Raw genomic sequence first — 15,417 nt, 5'->3', positions numbered from 1 at the left:
CGGCAGAATTTGCCGTATTTCACAGAGATAAGTTAAAAATAGAACGTAGCTTCACTGACTGCTTCCCTTAGAAAAGGATGATAATATGAAAAACAATTTGACAGTAACCAGTCCGGCTTTTCAGAATGAAGCTGTAATACCGGTTCAATACACCGGGCGAGGAGAAGATATTTCGCCGGAGCTGCATCTGTCATCCATAGATGAAAATGCTAAGTCTCTGGCGGTCATAATGGATGATATGGGACACCCGATTCCTGCTTATAACCACTGGGTTATATGGAATATTCCCATCATGGAGATAATCCCCCAGAACATCCCCCACGGGGCCCATATTGCAGAACTGAACGGGGCAACGCAGGGACGCGGATACGGAAGAAACAAATATCGGGGTCCGAAACCGCCCTTCAATTGGTCCCACCGCTATCAATTTAATGTATATGTGCTTGATTGCCTGTTGGACCTGCCAGTCAGGTCCAGAAAGAGGGATGTACTGGCAGCTATGGAAGGGCATGTTTTACAGGAGGGCTGTTTGGTGGGAAGATTTCGTTAATCTGCAATAACGTTTGCATGTCTCATGATTTTCCGGATAACATTTTTGTCAGGTTCGTTGAAACTTAAAATCATTGTCTTGACAATATGACGAATAAATGTTATATTGAGAACAAGTTAATAGTGAGTGTTACTGATTCGATCAGGCATCATCAAATACAAATATCCGAATAATGGGGATATTAGTATTTGGTGATTTTTTTTACCGTATTTTTAGTGAATGTTACCTGAAACGGATTTGCAGGAAAAGATTTAACGAGAAGGGAGGTGTTCTATGTTCGAGTTTGTTAAATCACTGAATAATAACATCGTTCTTGCTTACGACGAGAATCATAACGAAGTAGTGCTATTTGGAACCGGGATCGGATTCAACCGGAAGAAAGGGGATATGGTTGAAGAATCTTCCGTCACTAAGCTTTTCATCAATGACAGCAATAAACGTCTGGCCCCTATGATTCAGAACCTGTCGGAGGATATTGTATCCGCCACGGAAGAAATCGTCCAATACGGCTCCAGAGTATTGGAGAAACAACTTCATGCTTCTATTTTGATTGTTCTGGCCGATCATTTGTATTTTGCAATGGAGCGGGCAAAGAAAAGTCAGAATGTGGATAATCCTCTGCAATGGGAGGTTCCCCATTTGTATCCAAAGGAATATGAAATCGGAGTAAAGGGGGTGAAATCCATTGAGGAACGGCTTCAGATAAAATTGCCGCCTCAGGAGGCATCCTTTATTGCCCTTCATTTTGTAAATGCGCAATTTGAGAGCCAGGATATGAGTGACACCCTGAAAATAACAGAGATAATCAGCAGGATCCTGGATATTGTCAACTATCATTTTCAACTGATATTAGACGAAAATTCCTTATATTACTCCAGGTTTATCGTGCATCTGCGGTACTTTATCATACGGCAGAAAACTCATATGAAGGATACCATTGGATTAAACGACGAAGATTTATTGGAAACGGTAAAGACGCGCTATAAAAAAAGCTATCAATGCGCCGTAAAGATTGCAAAATATCTGCACGATGCTTATTCGTGGGACGTTTCCAAGGATGAAATCATTTATTTACTGCTTCACATCGAAAGAATCACAAGTGTCACAAAGAAATAATAAAAACAAGTGGTCAAAACAAGAGTGTTACTATTCAATTAGGCATTGTCTGCGAACAAGGGTTTATTTTATTAAAAAAATAAAACGAAAAGGAGACTTTGTGTATGGAACATTTAAAATTAGCTCAGGAGATTATCCGGTATTGCGGCGGAAAGGATAATATTACCCAGGCATGGAACTGCATTACCAGGGTGCGTTTTCATTTAAAAACCAGAGAAAAGGCAGATGTAAAGGCTATACAGGCCTTAGACGGAGTTTTGGGAGCCCAGTTTCAGGGGGATCAGTTCCAGGTGATCATTGGAAACGAGGTATTAAAGGTATTTGAAGGGGTAAAGGAAGAGCTGGGTGACCTTGTGGCTTATACGGAAGAAGAAAAGCAGAAGGATAAAAAAAGGGAGAATCCGGTTAATGTGGTCTTCGGCGTGATATCGGGGATTTTCAATCCCATTTTGCCGGCCATTACAGGTTCCGGTATTATAAAAGGGATTCTGGCGCTTCTGGTTTTTCTTAAAATGCTGAATCCGGAGTCAAGCAATTATTTTGTTTTAGATATGATTTCCAATGCAACCTATTATTTCCTGCCGTTTCTCGTAGCTTTTTCAGCAGGGAAGAAATTCGGGGTAAATGAACATTTGTCTGCTACCCTTGCAGGGATCATCATGTATCCTGCATTTGTGAATTTAAGCGGCCAGGGGATCAGTACGGTGAAGTTTCTGTTTCTGAATATTCCTGTAATGGATTACAACTCCACGGTGATCCCTATTATTTTGGGTGTGCTGCTGCTGAGCATTGTATACAAATTTATAGACCGTTTTGTGCCGGGCTTTTTAAAACTGATCGTGACGCCCGTGGCTTCTCTTCTGATCACAGCCCCTGTGGTTCTTGTTTTCATCGCCCCTTTGGGAAGTTATGTGGGAAAATATGTGGCAGCCTTTTTCATTTCCCTCTTTGGAGTGGCAGGACCTGTGGCCGGTCTTCTCATGGGAGGTCTTATGTCGGTCATTGTTATAACCGGCATGCACTATGCATTTTTCCCGTCTACCTTTGATGGACTGGGGGGCGTTGGCTACGACATTTTACTGCTGCCTATGAGCATTGTGAGCAATATTGGCCAGTGCGGCGCCGTATTAGGGGCGGCCTTTAAAATAAAAGATAAGAAAATGAAATCCATTGCATTTTCCAGCGCGCTTTCCGCTTTGTTCGGCATTACGGAACCTGCCATCTACGGTGTGAACTTAAAATATAAAAAGCCCTTTTATGCCGCATTGGCAGGCGGAGCAGTGGGAGGAGCCATTTATGGTATCTTTCATGTTAAGGCTTTTGCTTTCAGCATTCCCGGAATTACAGCTTTGCCGACATATTTGAAAGAAGGGGAATTAAACAACTTTATCTGGGCCTGTGTGGGTGTGTTTGCCTCATTTTTTACAGCCTTTATCCTAACCATTGTACTTCCTCTGGAAGAAAAGGAAAAGACAAAGGAAAAGGAGAAAGAGAAAGAGCCTGAAGCGGTCAGCCAGGGTCAGGAAGGGCATATCGTAAAAATACCCGTTGCCGCGCCGATGACAGGGCAAGCAGTGGGACTTGCCCAGGTTCCTGATAAGATGTTTGCGGAGGGTATTCTTGGAAAAGGAATTGCGATCATACCCGAAGAGGGGACAGTGAAAGCACCTTTTCAGGGACAGGTTAAAATGATTGCACCTACAAAGCATGCCATCGGCCTGATATCCGACAGGGGAATCAATGTGGTGATCCATATCGGGATCGATACGGTGAATCTCCAGGGAAAAGGCTTTGAAATCCTGGTAAAAGAAGACCAGTGGGTGGAGCAGGGAGAACCTTTGATGAAGGTGGATTTGGATGTTATTAAGGAGAACCATTTAAATCCCATCACTCCGATCATTGTGACAAACTCTGATGAATATGTGAATGTGATGGACTTGCCCACGGACATGGCCCAGGCAGGAATCAGTGAGGTTTTGATGGTATTCCAGTAGGATTCCGGTAAATGTAAATAATTTCTATCAATAAAAACAGTAAGAAAAGGAGAATGATCATGAGACAGGAAGTAAGATACGGATTTCCGGAAGACTTTTTATGGGGAGGGGCAACTGCTGCCAACCAGATCGAGGGCGCTTATCAGGAAGACGGCAAAGGTATGTCCACATCAGATTATGCTGCTTATAAAGATCCCTATGCAACGGGAGAAGTGAATAACTTTACCTTTAATGTCACCTCAAAGGAACTGGAAGAGTACCGGGCCAATGAGGGAAAATATAAATTTCCCAAGCGCTGGGGAATTGATTTCTACCACCGTTATGCGGAGGATATCGCGCTGTTCGCGGAAATGGGATTTAAGGTGTTCCGGTTCTCCATTTCCTGGGTGAGAATTTTCCCAACAGGGCTGGAAACAGAGCCAAATGAAGCAGGATTTGCTTTTTATGATAAGGTGATCGCGGAGCTGAAAAAGTACAACATTGAGCCTCTCATTACATTGTCCCATTATGAACTGCCCATCGTTTTGTCAGAGAAATATAACGGCTGGCAGAGCCGGGAACTGATTGATTGTTTTGTCCGTTTTGCAGCCGCATGCTTTAAGCGCTATAAGGATGATGTAAAATACTGGATCACCTTCAATGAAATGAATATGAATTTAAACAGCCTGTACACCGGGGCAGGAAGCTTTCCTGACAAAGTGGACCATCTGGAGGAGGCAGCTTACCAGGCTTCTCACTATCAGTTTGTGGCCAGTTCCCTGGCAGTAAAAGTGGGAAAAGAAATCATGCCCAATGCAAAAATCGGCTGTATGATCAACCGGATCGAGTCCTATGCAAAGACCTGCAAGCCGGAGGACCAGTTACAGGCATTAAAAGCGGATCAGATCAACCTCTTTTATCCGGAGGTGCAGGCAAGAGGGGAATATCCGTCATATATGTGCCGGTATTTTAAAGAAAAGAACATCAACCTGAAAACGGAACCGGAAGATTTTCAGATCATTAAGGATTACACGGTGGATTTCATCGCATTCAGCTATTACATGACCCACGTTACGGAGGACAGGCCGGATGCAAACGAGCTGGCCGGAAAGCTGGACAGCCCTATCAAGAATCCTTATTTAAAATTAACGGAGTGGGGCTGGCCCATTGATCCCATCGGACTTCGAATCACCTTAAATAAAATGTATGACCGTTATAAAAAGCCTCTTTTCCTGGTGGAAAACGGATTGGGAGCCAGGGACAAGATGGAGGCGGATGGAAGCATTCATGATGATTACCGGATTGATTACATTCGTGAGCACATAAAGCAGATGAAGGAGGCAGTTACAGACGGCGTAGATATCATGGGTTATACCACATGGGGCTGCATCGATTTAATCAGCTGCGGTACATCGGAAATGACAAAACGATACGGTTTCATCTATGTAGATCAGGATGATGAAGGAAAAGGAAGCTTAAAAAGGTCTAAAAAGGATTCCTTCTACTGGTATAAAAAAGTCATTGAAAGCAATGGGGAAGAGCTGTAAGATTGGGAAAAAATCAGCTGTGGCATGAAAGAAAGTCCTGAGAAGAGTATGGAATAAGTTTTGAAAGAATGGCGCAGCGGAAAGGCTGCGCCATTTTCATAGGGTTGACAAGCTAAAAGATCTATATTGATGCCAAAACAGACACAGGTGCTGATATGCCTGCCTGCGTCTGTAATTAGGAATGGAACTATAAAATTTTATCACATTGGTTTTAAATTCTTTTCTAAACGATCCACCATCCATGCAAGGCGTTTGATGCGTCCGGCATCGGTTTTAGCATCAAAGTATGCTCTGGCATAAGTCTTCTGCACAGACGGAGGCATTCCCTGAAAGTTTGTATAAGCCTGCTCATATTCTTTCAGCAGACCGGCTACTGATTCAATTTGTTCACTTGTTACAGCAGAAGGTACGGCTGAATGATCCCATTGCCCATTACTTTTGGCTTCCTTAACTTTTTCTCTGCCAAAATCAGTCATCAGCCCACGTGTTTCCAGACTTTTTATTAATGACTTATTCTTTTCTGACCACTTGCTGCCTTTTCTTCGTGCAGAAAAATATTTCATATAGGAATGATCATCAACTCGTTTCATTAATCCGTCAATCCATCCAAAGCACAGAGCTTCTTCCAGGGCTTCCCCCGCTTTAAGCGTCTTTAATTCCTTGGTCTTTCCGAACAGCAGCCAGACTCCATCACCCGACATGCAATTATGGGTTAGCCAAATCCGGAACTCATCTCGTGTTTTAAAATGCAAAAGTTCGCTCATAACACATCCTCCTGTCTGTGTGAAAGGTCAAGCGGATATTCTCAATGACCAAGGGTCACGGCACACCCCGCACCATGAGGTGGACCCTCCGCTTCGCTGCTTGTCAGGAGGAACTTCTACGCAACCTGACTGGGAATTATTTGATTCAGTTAAATTTTATTTTATCAAATTATATCATGGATGCATGGAAAAGAACAGAGTTGAATATTAATATGCATATTTTCGACTCTGTTCTTTAAATTCTGCTTATCTGTGCCATACTTTCGTTTAATGGTGCGTTTCGTTCCGGCAGGCTGTCCGGTAAGTGATGATTGATGTGAGTATTCTGCCTGTAAAATCTGTTTGTGCTGGCCGGCGGTTTACTCACATTACCGATCTGCTGTTGAAATAGTGTTTAGCCTGTTGCTTCTATATTTATAGTCATGGTCACTCAGTTAACATGTATGTTTCTGTGTTTTCAAAATCTAAGGTGATAACAGCTGAATCAAAGGCAATTTCAAAGAGGACTAAGAAATCACCGGCCTGTTCTATAGTATCTTTGTAGCCTGGGATTTTCTTGATGAAATGTTCTGCTGCATCAAACACCGTGCGGCTGCTTTTTTTTACCGTGCCTTTCGCCCTGATATGCTCATTGCCCTCGTGAGGAATGGTTGTAAATGATACCTTGTTGCTGCTTTCAAACTCCCTGACCTTCTCATTATCCCTAAAAGAGGAAAAGCATATCACTTTGGCCGTTTCGTCAAAGTAGAAATTTACAATCCTCACATTTGGCTGGCCGTCAACACAAGTGGCCAATGCAATTTCAGTTTGTGTGTTCATCAATCGGGTGAATTCTTGTTTTGTATTCATGATTAAAACTCTCCTTGTATTATATAGTCATAGCTTTTCTTTACCTTTTCTTAGGTATGAGCTATGCTGTTTTAGATACTGTGGATTAGTTCATTTCTCCTACCACTTGATGGTTTAGTAAAGGCTCTAACCACAGTCTCTTTGTTCACTTGTTAATCAGTTAGATACCGCATGACGGTTTATTTAGAACAAGGTTACAATCGCAGAGAGCCACCGTGGTCTAAAACAGTATCAAATTCATTTAATAGGAGTTTCGCTATGATATACGCAGGGATTGATGTTTCCAAGGATAAGCATGATTGTTTTATCATCAACTCAGATGGGAAGATTCTCTTTAAATCCTTTACCATTCCCAACAACCGGGAAGGTTTTGAGGTCCTCTATCAGAAGATCACTTCCACTACAGATGATTTAACCAATGTAAAAGTAGGCCTTGAAGCCACTGGACACTACAGTTATAACATCTTGGGCTTTCTTCTTGATAAAGGTCTGACCACCTTTGTTATCAATCCGTTACATACCAGTCTTTTCAGAAAAAGTCTAAGCCTTAGAAAGACGAAAACGGATAAAGTTGATTCCCATACGATTGCTACAATGCTTATGTCTGATGTGAACTTAAAGTCCTACTCAGACATATCTTACCACAACGAGGAATTAAAGTCACTAACCCGTTACCGTTTTGATAAAGTCAGGGAGCGCGCCAAGCTTAAAACTTCTGTTTCCCGTCTGGTTACGATTCTTTTTCCTGAACTGGAAAAGCTGGTTCCCACTCTTCATATGCCTTCCATTTCCGCTTTACTAAGCGAATTCCCCGGTGCTTTTCAGATTGCTTCTGCTCATCTTACCAGACTGACCAATCTGCTTTACGAAACCTCTAAGGGTCGTTACGGCAGAGACAACGCCATCCTGTTCAGGGAAACAGCCAGAGCCTCTATCGGTTCGAATATGCCTGTAAAATCTCTGGAACTGAAACACACCCTAAAGCTGATAGGTGAATTAGATGCCGAAATTGATGAAATCGAACAGGAAATAAAACGTATCATGGATGAACTCCATTCCCCTATTCTTACGATTCCTGGAATCAGTTACCGGATGGGCGCCATGATTCTAGCTGAAATCGGTGATTTTTCCCGTTTTGACTCTCCTGATAAGATTCTTGCCTATGCTGGATTATCTCCCTCTACCTACCAATCCGGACAGTTGGAATCTTCTCATTCACATATGGAAAAGCGTGGTTCCAGGTATCTGCGCTACGCACTTTTTAATGCTGCTAAATTTGTCTGTAAGTGGGATCCGGTATTTGCCGCCTATCTTGCAAAAAAGAGGGCGGAGGGTAAGCATTATAACGTTGCTGTTTCTCATGCTGCGAAGAAGCTGGTCAGAGTCATTTATCGGTTAGAAAAATCGGGACAGGCATACAACAAAGTCTCTTAACTTTTCTGTTTAATAATTTTCTTTTTGAGCACCTGTAAAGATGCTCTGTTTGTCATGCGGTTTTCAAGGTACTGATTTACTTGAAATGCATTTCTGCAATTCATTCATAAACTTTCTTTTTTAGACTTGACTTTTAATAGTTAGTCTTTACTTTATTTGTTGTTATGATTGGAGTATAATGTATAATGGTGTCAATTAGTGAAACCATTTAACTGAATTAAGTAAATCCCCCACTTCAAATGCAAAAAGCATTAAGTGGTGGGTGGGGGCGCTGTGACTCTTGGTCATTGGATGCATCCGCCTGACTCAGAAAGAGGAAAAATTCATGAAAAAATCAGAACGGTTAAATGATATGATGATATATTTAAATGATAAAAAATCTTTTAATCTTAAAAGCATCATGGACAGATATTCCATTTCCAAAAGTACGGCACTTCGGGATATACAGTCCTTGGAAGAAATCGGCATGCCCATTTACTCCAAGTCCGGGCGAAACGGATATTATGGGATTCTTCCCAATCGTTTATTATCCCCCATTGTCTTTACAATTGATGAAGTTCACGCATTGTATTTTTCTATGGAAACGCTTAATGCCTACCAATCCACACCGTTTCATTTGAATGTAAAAAAACTTAAGCAAAAATTCGAAGGGTGCATATCAGAGGAGCGGATAAAAAAGCTGCGGAAAATGGAATTGATTTTTAGCTTGGGAAGTTACCAGAACAGGAATGAATGTAACTGCCTGAAAGATATTCTGCAAATGGCAGTTAATGAAAGTGTGTGTGAAGTCCTCTATACAAAGGGAGAGGTTGAAAAGCAGTATGATGTCCAATTCTTTGATATTACCTCAGCCTACGGGCAGTGGTATGCAACGGCGTTCAATTTCCAGACGGAAAAGCCTCAAGTGTTTCGCTGTGATAAAATTCATTTTGTGAAACCCTGCGATAAATATATGGCAAAGCCTCTTTCTGAATTTCTAATTTCATCTAAAAAAATGTTTCGGGATAAAGAGGCAACCGACTTTGAGGTCGGTGTTTCTGATAAAGGAGTGGATCTATTTTATAAAGAGCATTATCCGTCAATGGAGCTGCATCATGAAAATGGGAAATATTATATAAGAGGATTTTATAACAAAGGGGAAGAAGCGTTTATTGCGGATTATTTCACTATCTATGGTGAAAGAGTTTTTTCTATTAGACCGGCCGGCTTGAAAAACTTAATTCTTGAGCGGTTATATACGATAAAAAATCATTTTATTTCAATATGATGGTTAACAAAGTAAAATAAGGGATCAGTCGGTCAGGCTGATCTTTTGTTTTTTTAGACATCTTATCAGGCCGACCCATAAACAGTTTATTTTATTCGCCTTATATGGGGTGACTGAATAAGCCTTTTATTTTCTCATGCAGCATAATACTTTATGAAATAATGTAATATAATTACATTTATAACTTATTATTTTAATATATTGTAAAAATGTTACATGCATGCTATAATAACAAACATAAGCGCTTATATCATAAAAAACCATACATATTGCCTATGAAGTGAAAAGGCATGAGGCAGGAAAAGGAGGTAAACCATGCAGGGAGTTTCTATGCTGGTCGTCATTGGATTGATTCTGTATACGGTGATTGCTGTAGTGGATCAGATTTCCATTCAATGCGGATTGTATACCCCGTTGTTCGCGGCAGTGATTACCGGGGGATTATTGGGAGATTTACAGACAGGTCTGGTGGTTGGTGCGACTTTGCAGCTGATGACATTGGGAGTTGCTACTTATGGGGGTGCCACGGTTCCGGACTATTTATCAGGAGCGATCATGGGGACCGCTTATGCAATTATTTCGGGACAGGGAGCTGAATATGGCATCGGTCTTGCGATTCCCATCGGACTATTGCTGACCCAGATGGATATTTTGGGAAGGATGACAAACTCTTTCTTTCAGCATTACGCAGACCGCTGTGCGGAAAAGGGGGATTACAAAGGAGTGGAACGGGCAAATCTCCTGGGACTGCTTCCCTGGGTCCTGTCAAGGGTAATACCCGTTGCGTTGGGGCTGTGCTTTGGCGAGGCTGTGGTTAATGGAGTAAACGCTGTAATTCCGGCCTGGTTCATGACTGGCCTTAAAACCGCAGGCGCCATTCTTCCTGCAATGGGTATGGCTATCCTGATGCGCTATCTTCCTATTAAAAAATATTATCCCTATTTTATTTTCGGCTTTGTGCTGATTGCCTTTGGAGGCGGTACCTTTACCGTTATGGCGGCCGCATTGGTCGGCCTGGCTTTGGCAGCACTTCATCTTACAGGAGCAAGGGACCGGGCGGCAGTGCAGACATTGGATGATGAGGAGGTAGAAATCGATGGCTGATAAAAACCAGACAGGAAACGGGAAGTTGGAAAAAGGCGATATCAGAAAAGTATATCTGCGCAATCTGTTCACTTTACAATTTGGCTGGAATTATGAAAAAATGCAGGGCCTTGGCTATGCCTATGTCATCATGCCGGTTTTAAAACGGCTGTACTCCGGGGAGCCGGAGAAGATGAAACGGGCATTAAAGATGCACCTGGGTTACTTTAACACAACACCGGCAATGTCTCATCTGATCATCGGTGCGGATATGGCTTTGGAGGAAGAACTGGGAATTGAGGCGGAAGAGGCTATTACCGGTTTAAAAACCGGACTTATGGGCCCGTTTGCGGGAGTTGGCGATACTCTGTTTATTGCCATCTACCGGGCCATCGTGTTCTCCATTGCATCTTATATTGCCATGCAGGGGAATCCCGTTGGACTTATTATCCCTCTCATTGCCTGCGGGGGAATTTTATGGATACGGTATCAATTCACCAGCATTGGCTATCAGTCCGGGCGAAAGCTTGCGACCGGATTTGCGGATAAGATTTCTCCTGTAACAGAGGCTGCCAGCATCCTGGGCTTGACCGTGGTAGGGGCGCTGATCCCTTCCGTAATCAAATACAATACGGATCTACAGTTTACCATGGGAGAAGTGACCTTTGCCTTACAGGATATGCTGGATAAAATCATGCCCTCCCTGCTTCCTTTAGGAATCGTTGCATTTTCATACTGGCTTCTGGGAAAGAAGAAGGTGGATTCCACAAAATTGATTTTCATTCTGATTGTTTTAGGCATGTTACTTGGCAACCTGCAGTCCATGCTGACCTTTGCAGCCGGTTTGTTTTAGAAAAATGGAAGTTGAAACAGGAAAGGAAATAGTGGTATGATTGGAATCATAGTAACCGGTCATGGAGAATATGCCTCCGGTTTGACCAGCGGTTTAAAACTGCTGGCTGGAGAGACAGAATATTATGAAGCAGTTGATTTTAAGCCAGAGGATTCCATGGAAGTTCTGGCAGAAAAGCTGAGGTCAGCGATCAGGCGGCTGAAGGACTGTGAATCAATGGCAGTGCTTGCGGATCTGACGGGAGGCTCCCCCTTTAATGTGGCCTCCAGACTGAAAATGTCCGGTGTCCATGAAAATATGGAGGTGGTGGGAGGTATCAGCCTTCCTATGGTACTCCATGCCTATATGTCCAGAGCAATGATTTCAGATATCAAAGAGCTTCTGGATGCCTCCCTTGAGATGGGAAAACAGCATATGATGTATTTTCAACCATCAGATGAAGCATGTGAACTGGAAGAATAGGGACAAGAAAAGGAGGAAAATCCATGGCAATAGTGCATGCAAGAGTAGATGAAAGGCTGATCCATGGTCAGGTGGCTATGGTTTGGACCAATACCGTAGGAGCCAGCCGGATCATAGTGGTCAACGATGAGGCGGTTAAGGATGAGATGATCATTGCAGGCCTTAAGATGGCAAAACCGGCAGGCGTAAAGCTCTCCATCCTGTCTTTAAAACGGGCGGCTGAAAAATTTGCGGAAAAGGCTTATGAAGGGGAGAGGGTATTTCTGATCACCAAAAACGTGACGGATATGGCGGAACTGATCCGCTTTGAAGTTCCCATCAAGGCCTTTAACGTGGGAAATGTGGCAAAAAGAGAAGGAAGCAGACCCATTAAAAAGTCAGTGAATCTGACGGAAGAAGATGAAAAGGATATCCGGGAAATGATAGGTTTGGGAGTGAGCGTGACGGCTCAGATGCTGCCCAATGAGTCGGACCAGTCCATTTTAAATATGCTGTAATATAAGCGGATACAGAAGGAGGCGGAATGGAATCAGTCAGGTTAAAAATAAGAGAACAATACAATGAAATGAGCAAAGCAGAGAAGAAGATCTCGGATTTTGTATTGTCAGATACCAAAAACTGCCTTGGAATGACGGCAGTGGATATTGCAGGAAAAAGCGGGGTATCCTCCGCCTCTGTGATCCGTTATGTTCAGAAGCTTGGCTTTGACGGGCTGGAAGGCTTTAAGCTGGCACTTGCTGCGACCGATGCCCAAAATGATAAGGAAGATATGGTGGATCCCATTATCTCCAGAGAAGATGATTTAGATACCCTGTGCCGAAAAATGGATGCCCTGGTGGATGCGGCATTTCAGGATTTTTTCTATCAGCTGGATAAAGATGCATTAAAAAAAGCAATCAGCAAAGTAAAGAAAGCCCGGCGAATTTATTTGGTTGGAATCGGAAGTTCTTCGCTGCCGGCTTATGATCTGTTCCATAAACTGAAACGGGCTGACATCAATGCGAATTTTTACCAGGATATCAATATGATGGTGGAGTTTTTTAATTACATTGACAAACGGGATGTGGTGATCGCATTTTCCTACAGCGGACAGTCCCAGGAAGTTCTGTATGCCTGCAGGGCAGCAGGAAAACAGGGGGCATCGGTCATAGCGATCACCCGCAGGGGAGATTCTCCCCTTCAGGAAATTGCAGATATATGCCTCCATGTGCCGGACAATGAAAAAGTCATGCGGATCGGTGCGTTTACCTCTCTTCATACCTCCATCATGATGGCGGATCTTTTGTACATGGGAGTGATCCAGGAGAATTTAGAGCATTATGAGGTGGAGCTGATCAAAACCAGAAAAATGGTAGAGGGGCTGAAAATAAAAAAATAGAGGAGTTTTATGTGCAATATAGAAAAGCTTACAACGGAATCCACCAATGAATCCACCCGGAACATTGACAGGCTGGAATCATTGGAAATCGTTACATTAATAAATAATGAAGACAAAAAAGTGGCGGAAGCCATAGAAAAGGTGCTTCCCCAGATCGCAGAAGCAGTGGAGGCAATTGTGGATCGTTTTAAAAAAGGCGGGCGGATCATTTACTGCGGTGCAGGATCATCCGGTCGGATGGGCACACTGGATGCGGTGGAACTGACTCCTACTTACAGTGTACCGCCGACCCGGGCCTTTGGTCTTCTTGCAGGCGGAGATGAAGCCATGTATACAGCGGTGGAGGGCGCAGAAGATTCAGAAGAACTGGCATTGGAGGATTTAAAACGGGTAAAACTTACCTCCGATGATTGTGTGATCGGCATTGCTGCCAGCGGAAGAACTCCCTATACAATGGCTGCTTTGGAATTCGGCAAACAAACAGGTGCCTTTACCATTTCCGTCACCTGCAATCAGGCCAGCGCCATGGCAAAGATCGCGGATATATCCATTGCCCCGGTAGTGGGACCGGAGGTGATCAACGGATCCACCAGAATGAAGGCAGGGACTGCCCAGAAAATGGTGGTCAATATGCTATCCACCGCAGCCATGGTAAGGCTTGGGAAAGTATATCGGAACTACATGGTCCATGTGCAGCCCACCAATGAAAAACTTGTGAAACGGGCTGTTAAGATGATCGGGGAAATAACAGGTGCTGAAGAGGAGCTGGCTCTCAAGGTGCTATATGAGGCAGACAAGGAGGTGGCCGCTGCCATTGTGATGATCGAATGCGGCTGCCAAAAAGACCAGGCTCAGAAGGCTCTTTCAGAGTCCGGCGGTCAGGTGAGGAAGGCCATTGGGGCTGTGAAAAACGGAGTTTATACAGATGGAAAGAGCCTGGAATGATGAGAATGAAAAAATATTGAAAGAAATGGCGGAACAGCTGGTTGGAGAACAGGTGATACGGGGAGCCAGCCTGGGCTTTGTCAGTGACCGGGGAAACCGCCTGATGTACATCGGAAATCAGGGGGCATTGGCGCCCTATTGTGACCGGAATGTGGAAGCAGGAATGTATTACGATCTCGCTTCGCTGACAAAGGTCATTGGGACTGCCACCCGGATTCTCCAGCTGGCGGAAAACGGAGCCATAAGTCTTTCTGCTCCTGTGAAAGAGATCCTGGACCGGTTTTCCTATGGGGATATAACGGTGGAGCACTTGCTGCTTCATACAAGCGGGCTTCCTGCGGAGATACGGAACAAGGAAAGCTGGAGCCGGGAAAATCTACTGGAATACCTCTACACAACGCCCAGGGAAAGGGTAGCGGGAGAAGGGTTCCTGTATTCAGATGTGGGGTATATCCTGTTAGGAAAGATCATTGAGCGTGTGGATCATACAACCCTTGAGGAGACCTTTCAGGAGCATATCTTCCGTCCTCTTTGTATGACGGATACCTCTTATTTCGTTCATGGCGGCAGGGATCGCTGCATTCCAACGGAATGTACAGAGCAAAGAGGCTGCATCTGCGGGGAGGTCCACGATACCAAGGCTTACTTGCTGGGACAATGCGGCAGCGCCGGTTTGTTCTCCACATTGGAGGATGCGGCGAAGTTTGTTAAGGCGTATCTGGAACATTCCCAGCTATTGTTTGGAGAGGAGATGTTTGAAAAACTTTGCAGCATGATAAAGTTTGAACGCACTCTGGGCTGGAGCAAGGAGTATGGAAGGGATACCCTTTATCATACCGGATTTACGGGAACTTCTGTATTGATGGATTTGAGGAGCAGAAAAGGGTTCATTCTGCTGACAAACAGGATTCATCCCAGCAGGAATAATGAGGAGTTCTTAAGGGTGAGAAAGAAGATGAATGAAATTTATCTTAATATGGCTGTAAGGAACCTTTAAAAATAAGGGGCGGCTCTTTTGCATAGAGCTGCCTCTTATTTTTAAATGGGAAATCATAAGCAATCAGAGAATACCATAATCGAAATCCTGATTGTTAAAAATTTATAGTAAATATGAAAATAGTTTAGTTGAGAGCGAATTTTCTCCCTGTTATAATGAAGCAAGTAAAAGAAGTTAATAAAAATTGGAGGTATTTATT

The 15,417-nt window shown here is 43.5% G+C and carries 15 protein-coding genes; 13 read left to right on the top strand and 2 right to left on the bottom strand.

Features of this window, described 5'->3' with window-relative positions:
- Window positions 1-85: 85 nt before the first annotated feature.
- The 4 genes from K401_RS0100760 to K401_RS0100745 all read left to right on the top strand — a co-directional run bounded on the left by K401_RS0100760 (window position 86) and on the right by K401_RS0100745 (window position 5,186).
- Window positions 86-550, top strand: coding sequence for a YbhB/YbcL family Raf kinase inhibitor-like protein (locus K401_RS0100760; protein WP_024291172.1), 465 nt, complete (start codon window positions 86-88; stop codon window positions 548-550).
- Window positions 551-823: 273 nt separating this feature from the next.
- The gene (gene licT, locus K401_RS0100755; RefSeq protein WP_024291171.1) at window positions 824-1,666 is read left to right on the top strand and encodes a BglG family transcription antiterminator LicT; all 843 of its coding nucleotides are present in this window, start codon (window positions 824-826) and stop codon (window positions 1,664-1,666) included.
- A 104-nt stretch (window positions 1,667-1,770) separates the two neighbouring features.
- Window positions 1,771-3,660, top strand: a complete 1,890-nt coding sequence (locus tag K401_RS0100750) for a beta-glucoside-specific PTS transporter subunit IIABC (RefSeq protein ID WP_024291170.1) — start codon at window positions 1,771-1,773, stop codon at window positions 3,658-3,660.
- Between the two features lie 59 nt (window positions 3,661-3,719).
- Complete coding sequence (locus K401_RS0100745; RefSeq protein WP_024291169.1) at window positions 3,720-5,186, top strand: glycoside hydrolase family 1 protein; 1,467 nt, start codon at window positions 3,720-3,722, stop codon at window positions 5,184-5,186.
- 200 nt (window positions 5,187-5,386) lie between these two features.
- On the opposite strand, the gene K401_RS0100740 is transcribed toward K401_RS0100745, so the two are convergent.
- Together K401_RS0100740 and K401_RS0100730 are read right to left on the bottom strand one after the other, a co-directional pair.
- Window positions 5,387-5,950, bottom strand: coding sequence for a YdeI/OmpD-associated family protein (locus K401_RS0100740; RefSeq protein ID WP_024291168.1), 564 nt, complete (start codon window positions 5,948-5,950; stop codon window positions 5,387-5,389).
- A gap of 426 nt (window positions 5,951-6,376) precedes the next feature.
- Window positions 6,377-6,799, bottom strand: a complete 423-nt coding sequence (locus K401_RS0100730) for a pyridoxamine 5'-phosphate oxidase family protein (RefSeq protein ID WP_024291166.1) — start codon at window positions 6,797-6,799, stop codon at window positions 6,377-6,379.
- 258 nt (window positions 6,800-7,057) lie between these two features.
- On the opposite strand from K401_RS0100730, the gene K401_RS0100725 reads away from it, so the two are divergent.
- The 9 genes from K401_RS0100725 (at window position 7,058) to K401_RS0100680 (ending at window position 15,218) form a co-directional block, all read left to right on the top strand.
- Entirely contained in the window at window positions 7,058-8,233 is a 1,176-nt protein-coding gene (locus K401_RS0100725; protein WP_024291165.1) for an IS110 family RNA-guided transposase, read from the top strand.
- A gap of 325 nt (window positions 8,234-8,558) precedes the next feature.
- Window positions 8,559-9,500 carry a helix-turn-helix transcriptional regulator gene (locus K401_RS0100715; protein ID WP_024291164.1) on the top strand — a complete coding sequence of 314 codons (942 nt, stop codon included), beginning with the start codon at window positions 8,559-8,561 and terminating at the stop codon, window positions 9,498-9,500.
- 315 nt (window positions 9,501-9,815) lie between these two features.
- On the top strand, window positions 9,816-10,604 hold the full coding sequence (locus tag K401_RS0100710; protein ID WP_024291163.1) for a PTS mannose/fructose/sorbose/N-acetylgalactosamine transporter subunit IIC: 789 nt from the start codon (window positions 9,816-9,818) through the stop codon (window positions 10,602-10,604).
- Window positions 10,597-11,436, top strand: a complete 840-nt coding sequence (locus K401_RS0100705; RefSeq protein WP_024291162.1) for a PTS system mannose/fructose/sorbose family transporter subunit IID — start codon at window positions 10,597-10,599, stop codon at window positions 11,434-11,436. Before K401_RS0100710 ends, K401_RS0100705 begins: the two co-directional genes overlap by 8 nt.
- A gap of 36 nt (window positions 11,437-11,472) precedes the next feature.
- On the top strand, window positions 11,473-11,898 hold the full coding sequence (locus K401_RS0100700) for a PTS sugar transporter subunit IIA (protein ID WP_024291161.1): 426 nt from the start codon (window positions 11,473-11,475) through the stop codon (window positions 11,896-11,898).
- A 23-nt stretch (window positions 11,899-11,921) separates the two neighbouring features.
- The gene (locus K401_RS0100695) at window positions 11,922-12,395 is read left to right on the top strand and encodes a PTS sugar transporter subunit IIB (RefSeq protein ID WP_024291160.1); all 474 of its coding nucleotides are present in this window, start codon (window positions 11,922-11,924) and stop codon (window positions 12,393-12,395) included.
- Window positions 12,396-12,421: 26 nt separating this feature from the next.
- Window positions 12,422-13,276 carry a MurR/RpiR family transcriptional regulator gene (locus K401_RS0100690; protein ID WP_024291159.1) on the top strand — a complete coding sequence of 285 codons (855 nt, stop codon included), beginning with the start codon at window positions 12,422-12,424 and terminating at the stop codon, window positions 13,274-13,276.
- Between the two features lie 9 nt (window positions 13,277-13,285).
- Window positions 13,286-14,221 (top strand): N-acetylmuramic acid 6-phosphate etherase, encoded by a 936-nt coding sequence (gene murQ / locus K401_RS0100685; RefSeq protein ID WP_024291158.1) that lies wholly within the window; start codon window positions 13,286-13,288, stop codon window positions 14,219-14,221.
- Window positions 14,202-15,218 carry a serine hydrolase domain-containing protein gene (locus K401_RS0100680; RefSeq protein WP_024291157.1) on the top strand — a complete coding sequence of 339 codons (1,017 nt, stop codon included), beginning with the start codon at window positions 14,202-14,204 and terminating at the stop codon, window positions 15,216-15,218. Before murQ ends, K401_RS0100680 begins: the two co-directional genes overlap by 20 nt.
- Window positions 15,219-15,417: the final 199 nt, after the last annotated feature.

The sequence above is a fragment of the Lacrimispora indolis DSM 755 genome (assembly GCF_000526995.1).
GTDB lineage: Bacteria > Bacillota > Clostridia > Lachnospirales > Lachnospiraceae > Lacrimispora > Lacrimispora indolis.
This window is presented reverse-complemented; position numbering and strand designations above follow the sequence as displayed.

Coding starts and splice junctions, on each gene's coding strand:
- K401_RS0100680 (WP_024291157.1), top strand. CDS start 14,202: ATGGAAAGAGCCTGGAATGATGAGAATGAAAAAATATTGAAAGAAATG.
- K401_RS0100700 (WP_024291161.1), top strand. CDS start 11,473: ATGATTGGAATCATAGTAACCGGTCATGGAGAATATGCCTCCGGTTTG.
- K401_RS0100740 (WP_024291168.1), bottom strand. CDS start 5,950: ATGAGCGAACTTTTGCATTTTAAAACACGAGATGAGTTCCGGATTTGG.
- K401_RS0100730 (WP_024291166.1), bottom strand. CDS start 6,799: ATGAATACAAAACAAGAATTCACCCGATTGATGAACACACAAACTGAA.
- K401_RS0100705 (WP_024291162.1), top strand. CDS start 10,597: ATGGCTGATAAAAACCAGACAGGAAACGGGAAGTTGGAAAAAGGCGAT.
- murQ (WP_024291158.1), top strand. CDS start 13,286: ATGTGCAATATAGAAAAGCTTACAACGGAATCCACCAATGAATCCACC.
- K401_RS0100760 (WP_024291172.1), top strand. CDS start 86: ATGAAAAACAATTTGACAGTAACCAGTCCGGCTTTTCAGAATGAAGCT.
- K401_RS0100695 (WP_024291160.1), top strand. CDS start 11,922: ATGGCAATAGTGCATGCAAGAGTAGATGAAAGGCTGATCCATGGTCAG.
- K401_RS0100745 (WP_024291169.1), top strand. CDS start 3,720: ATGAGACAGGAAGTAAGATACGGATTTCCGGAAGACTTTTTATGGGGA.
- K401_RS0100750 (WP_024291170.1), top strand. CDS start 1,771: ATGGAACATTTAAAATTAGCTCAGGAGATTATCCGGTATTGCGGCGGA.
- K401_RS0100690 (WP_024291159.1), top strand. CDS start 12,422: ATGGAATCAGTCAGGTTAAAAATAAGAGAACAATACAATGAAATGAGC.
- licT (WP_024291171.1), top strand. CDS start 824: ATGTTCGAGTTTGTTAAATCACTGAATAATAACATCGTTCTTGCTTAC.
- K401_RS0100710 (WP_024291163.1), top strand. CDS start 9,816: ATGCAGGGAGTTTCTATGCTGGTCGTCATTGGATTGATTCTGTATACG.
- K401_RS0100715 (WP_024291164.1), top strand. CDS start 8,559: ATGAAAAAATCAGAACGGTTAAATGATATGATGATATATTTAAATGAT.
- K401_RS0100725 (WP_024291165.1), top strand. CDS start 7,058: ATGATATACGCAGGGATTGATGTTTCCAAGGATAAGCATGATTGTTTT.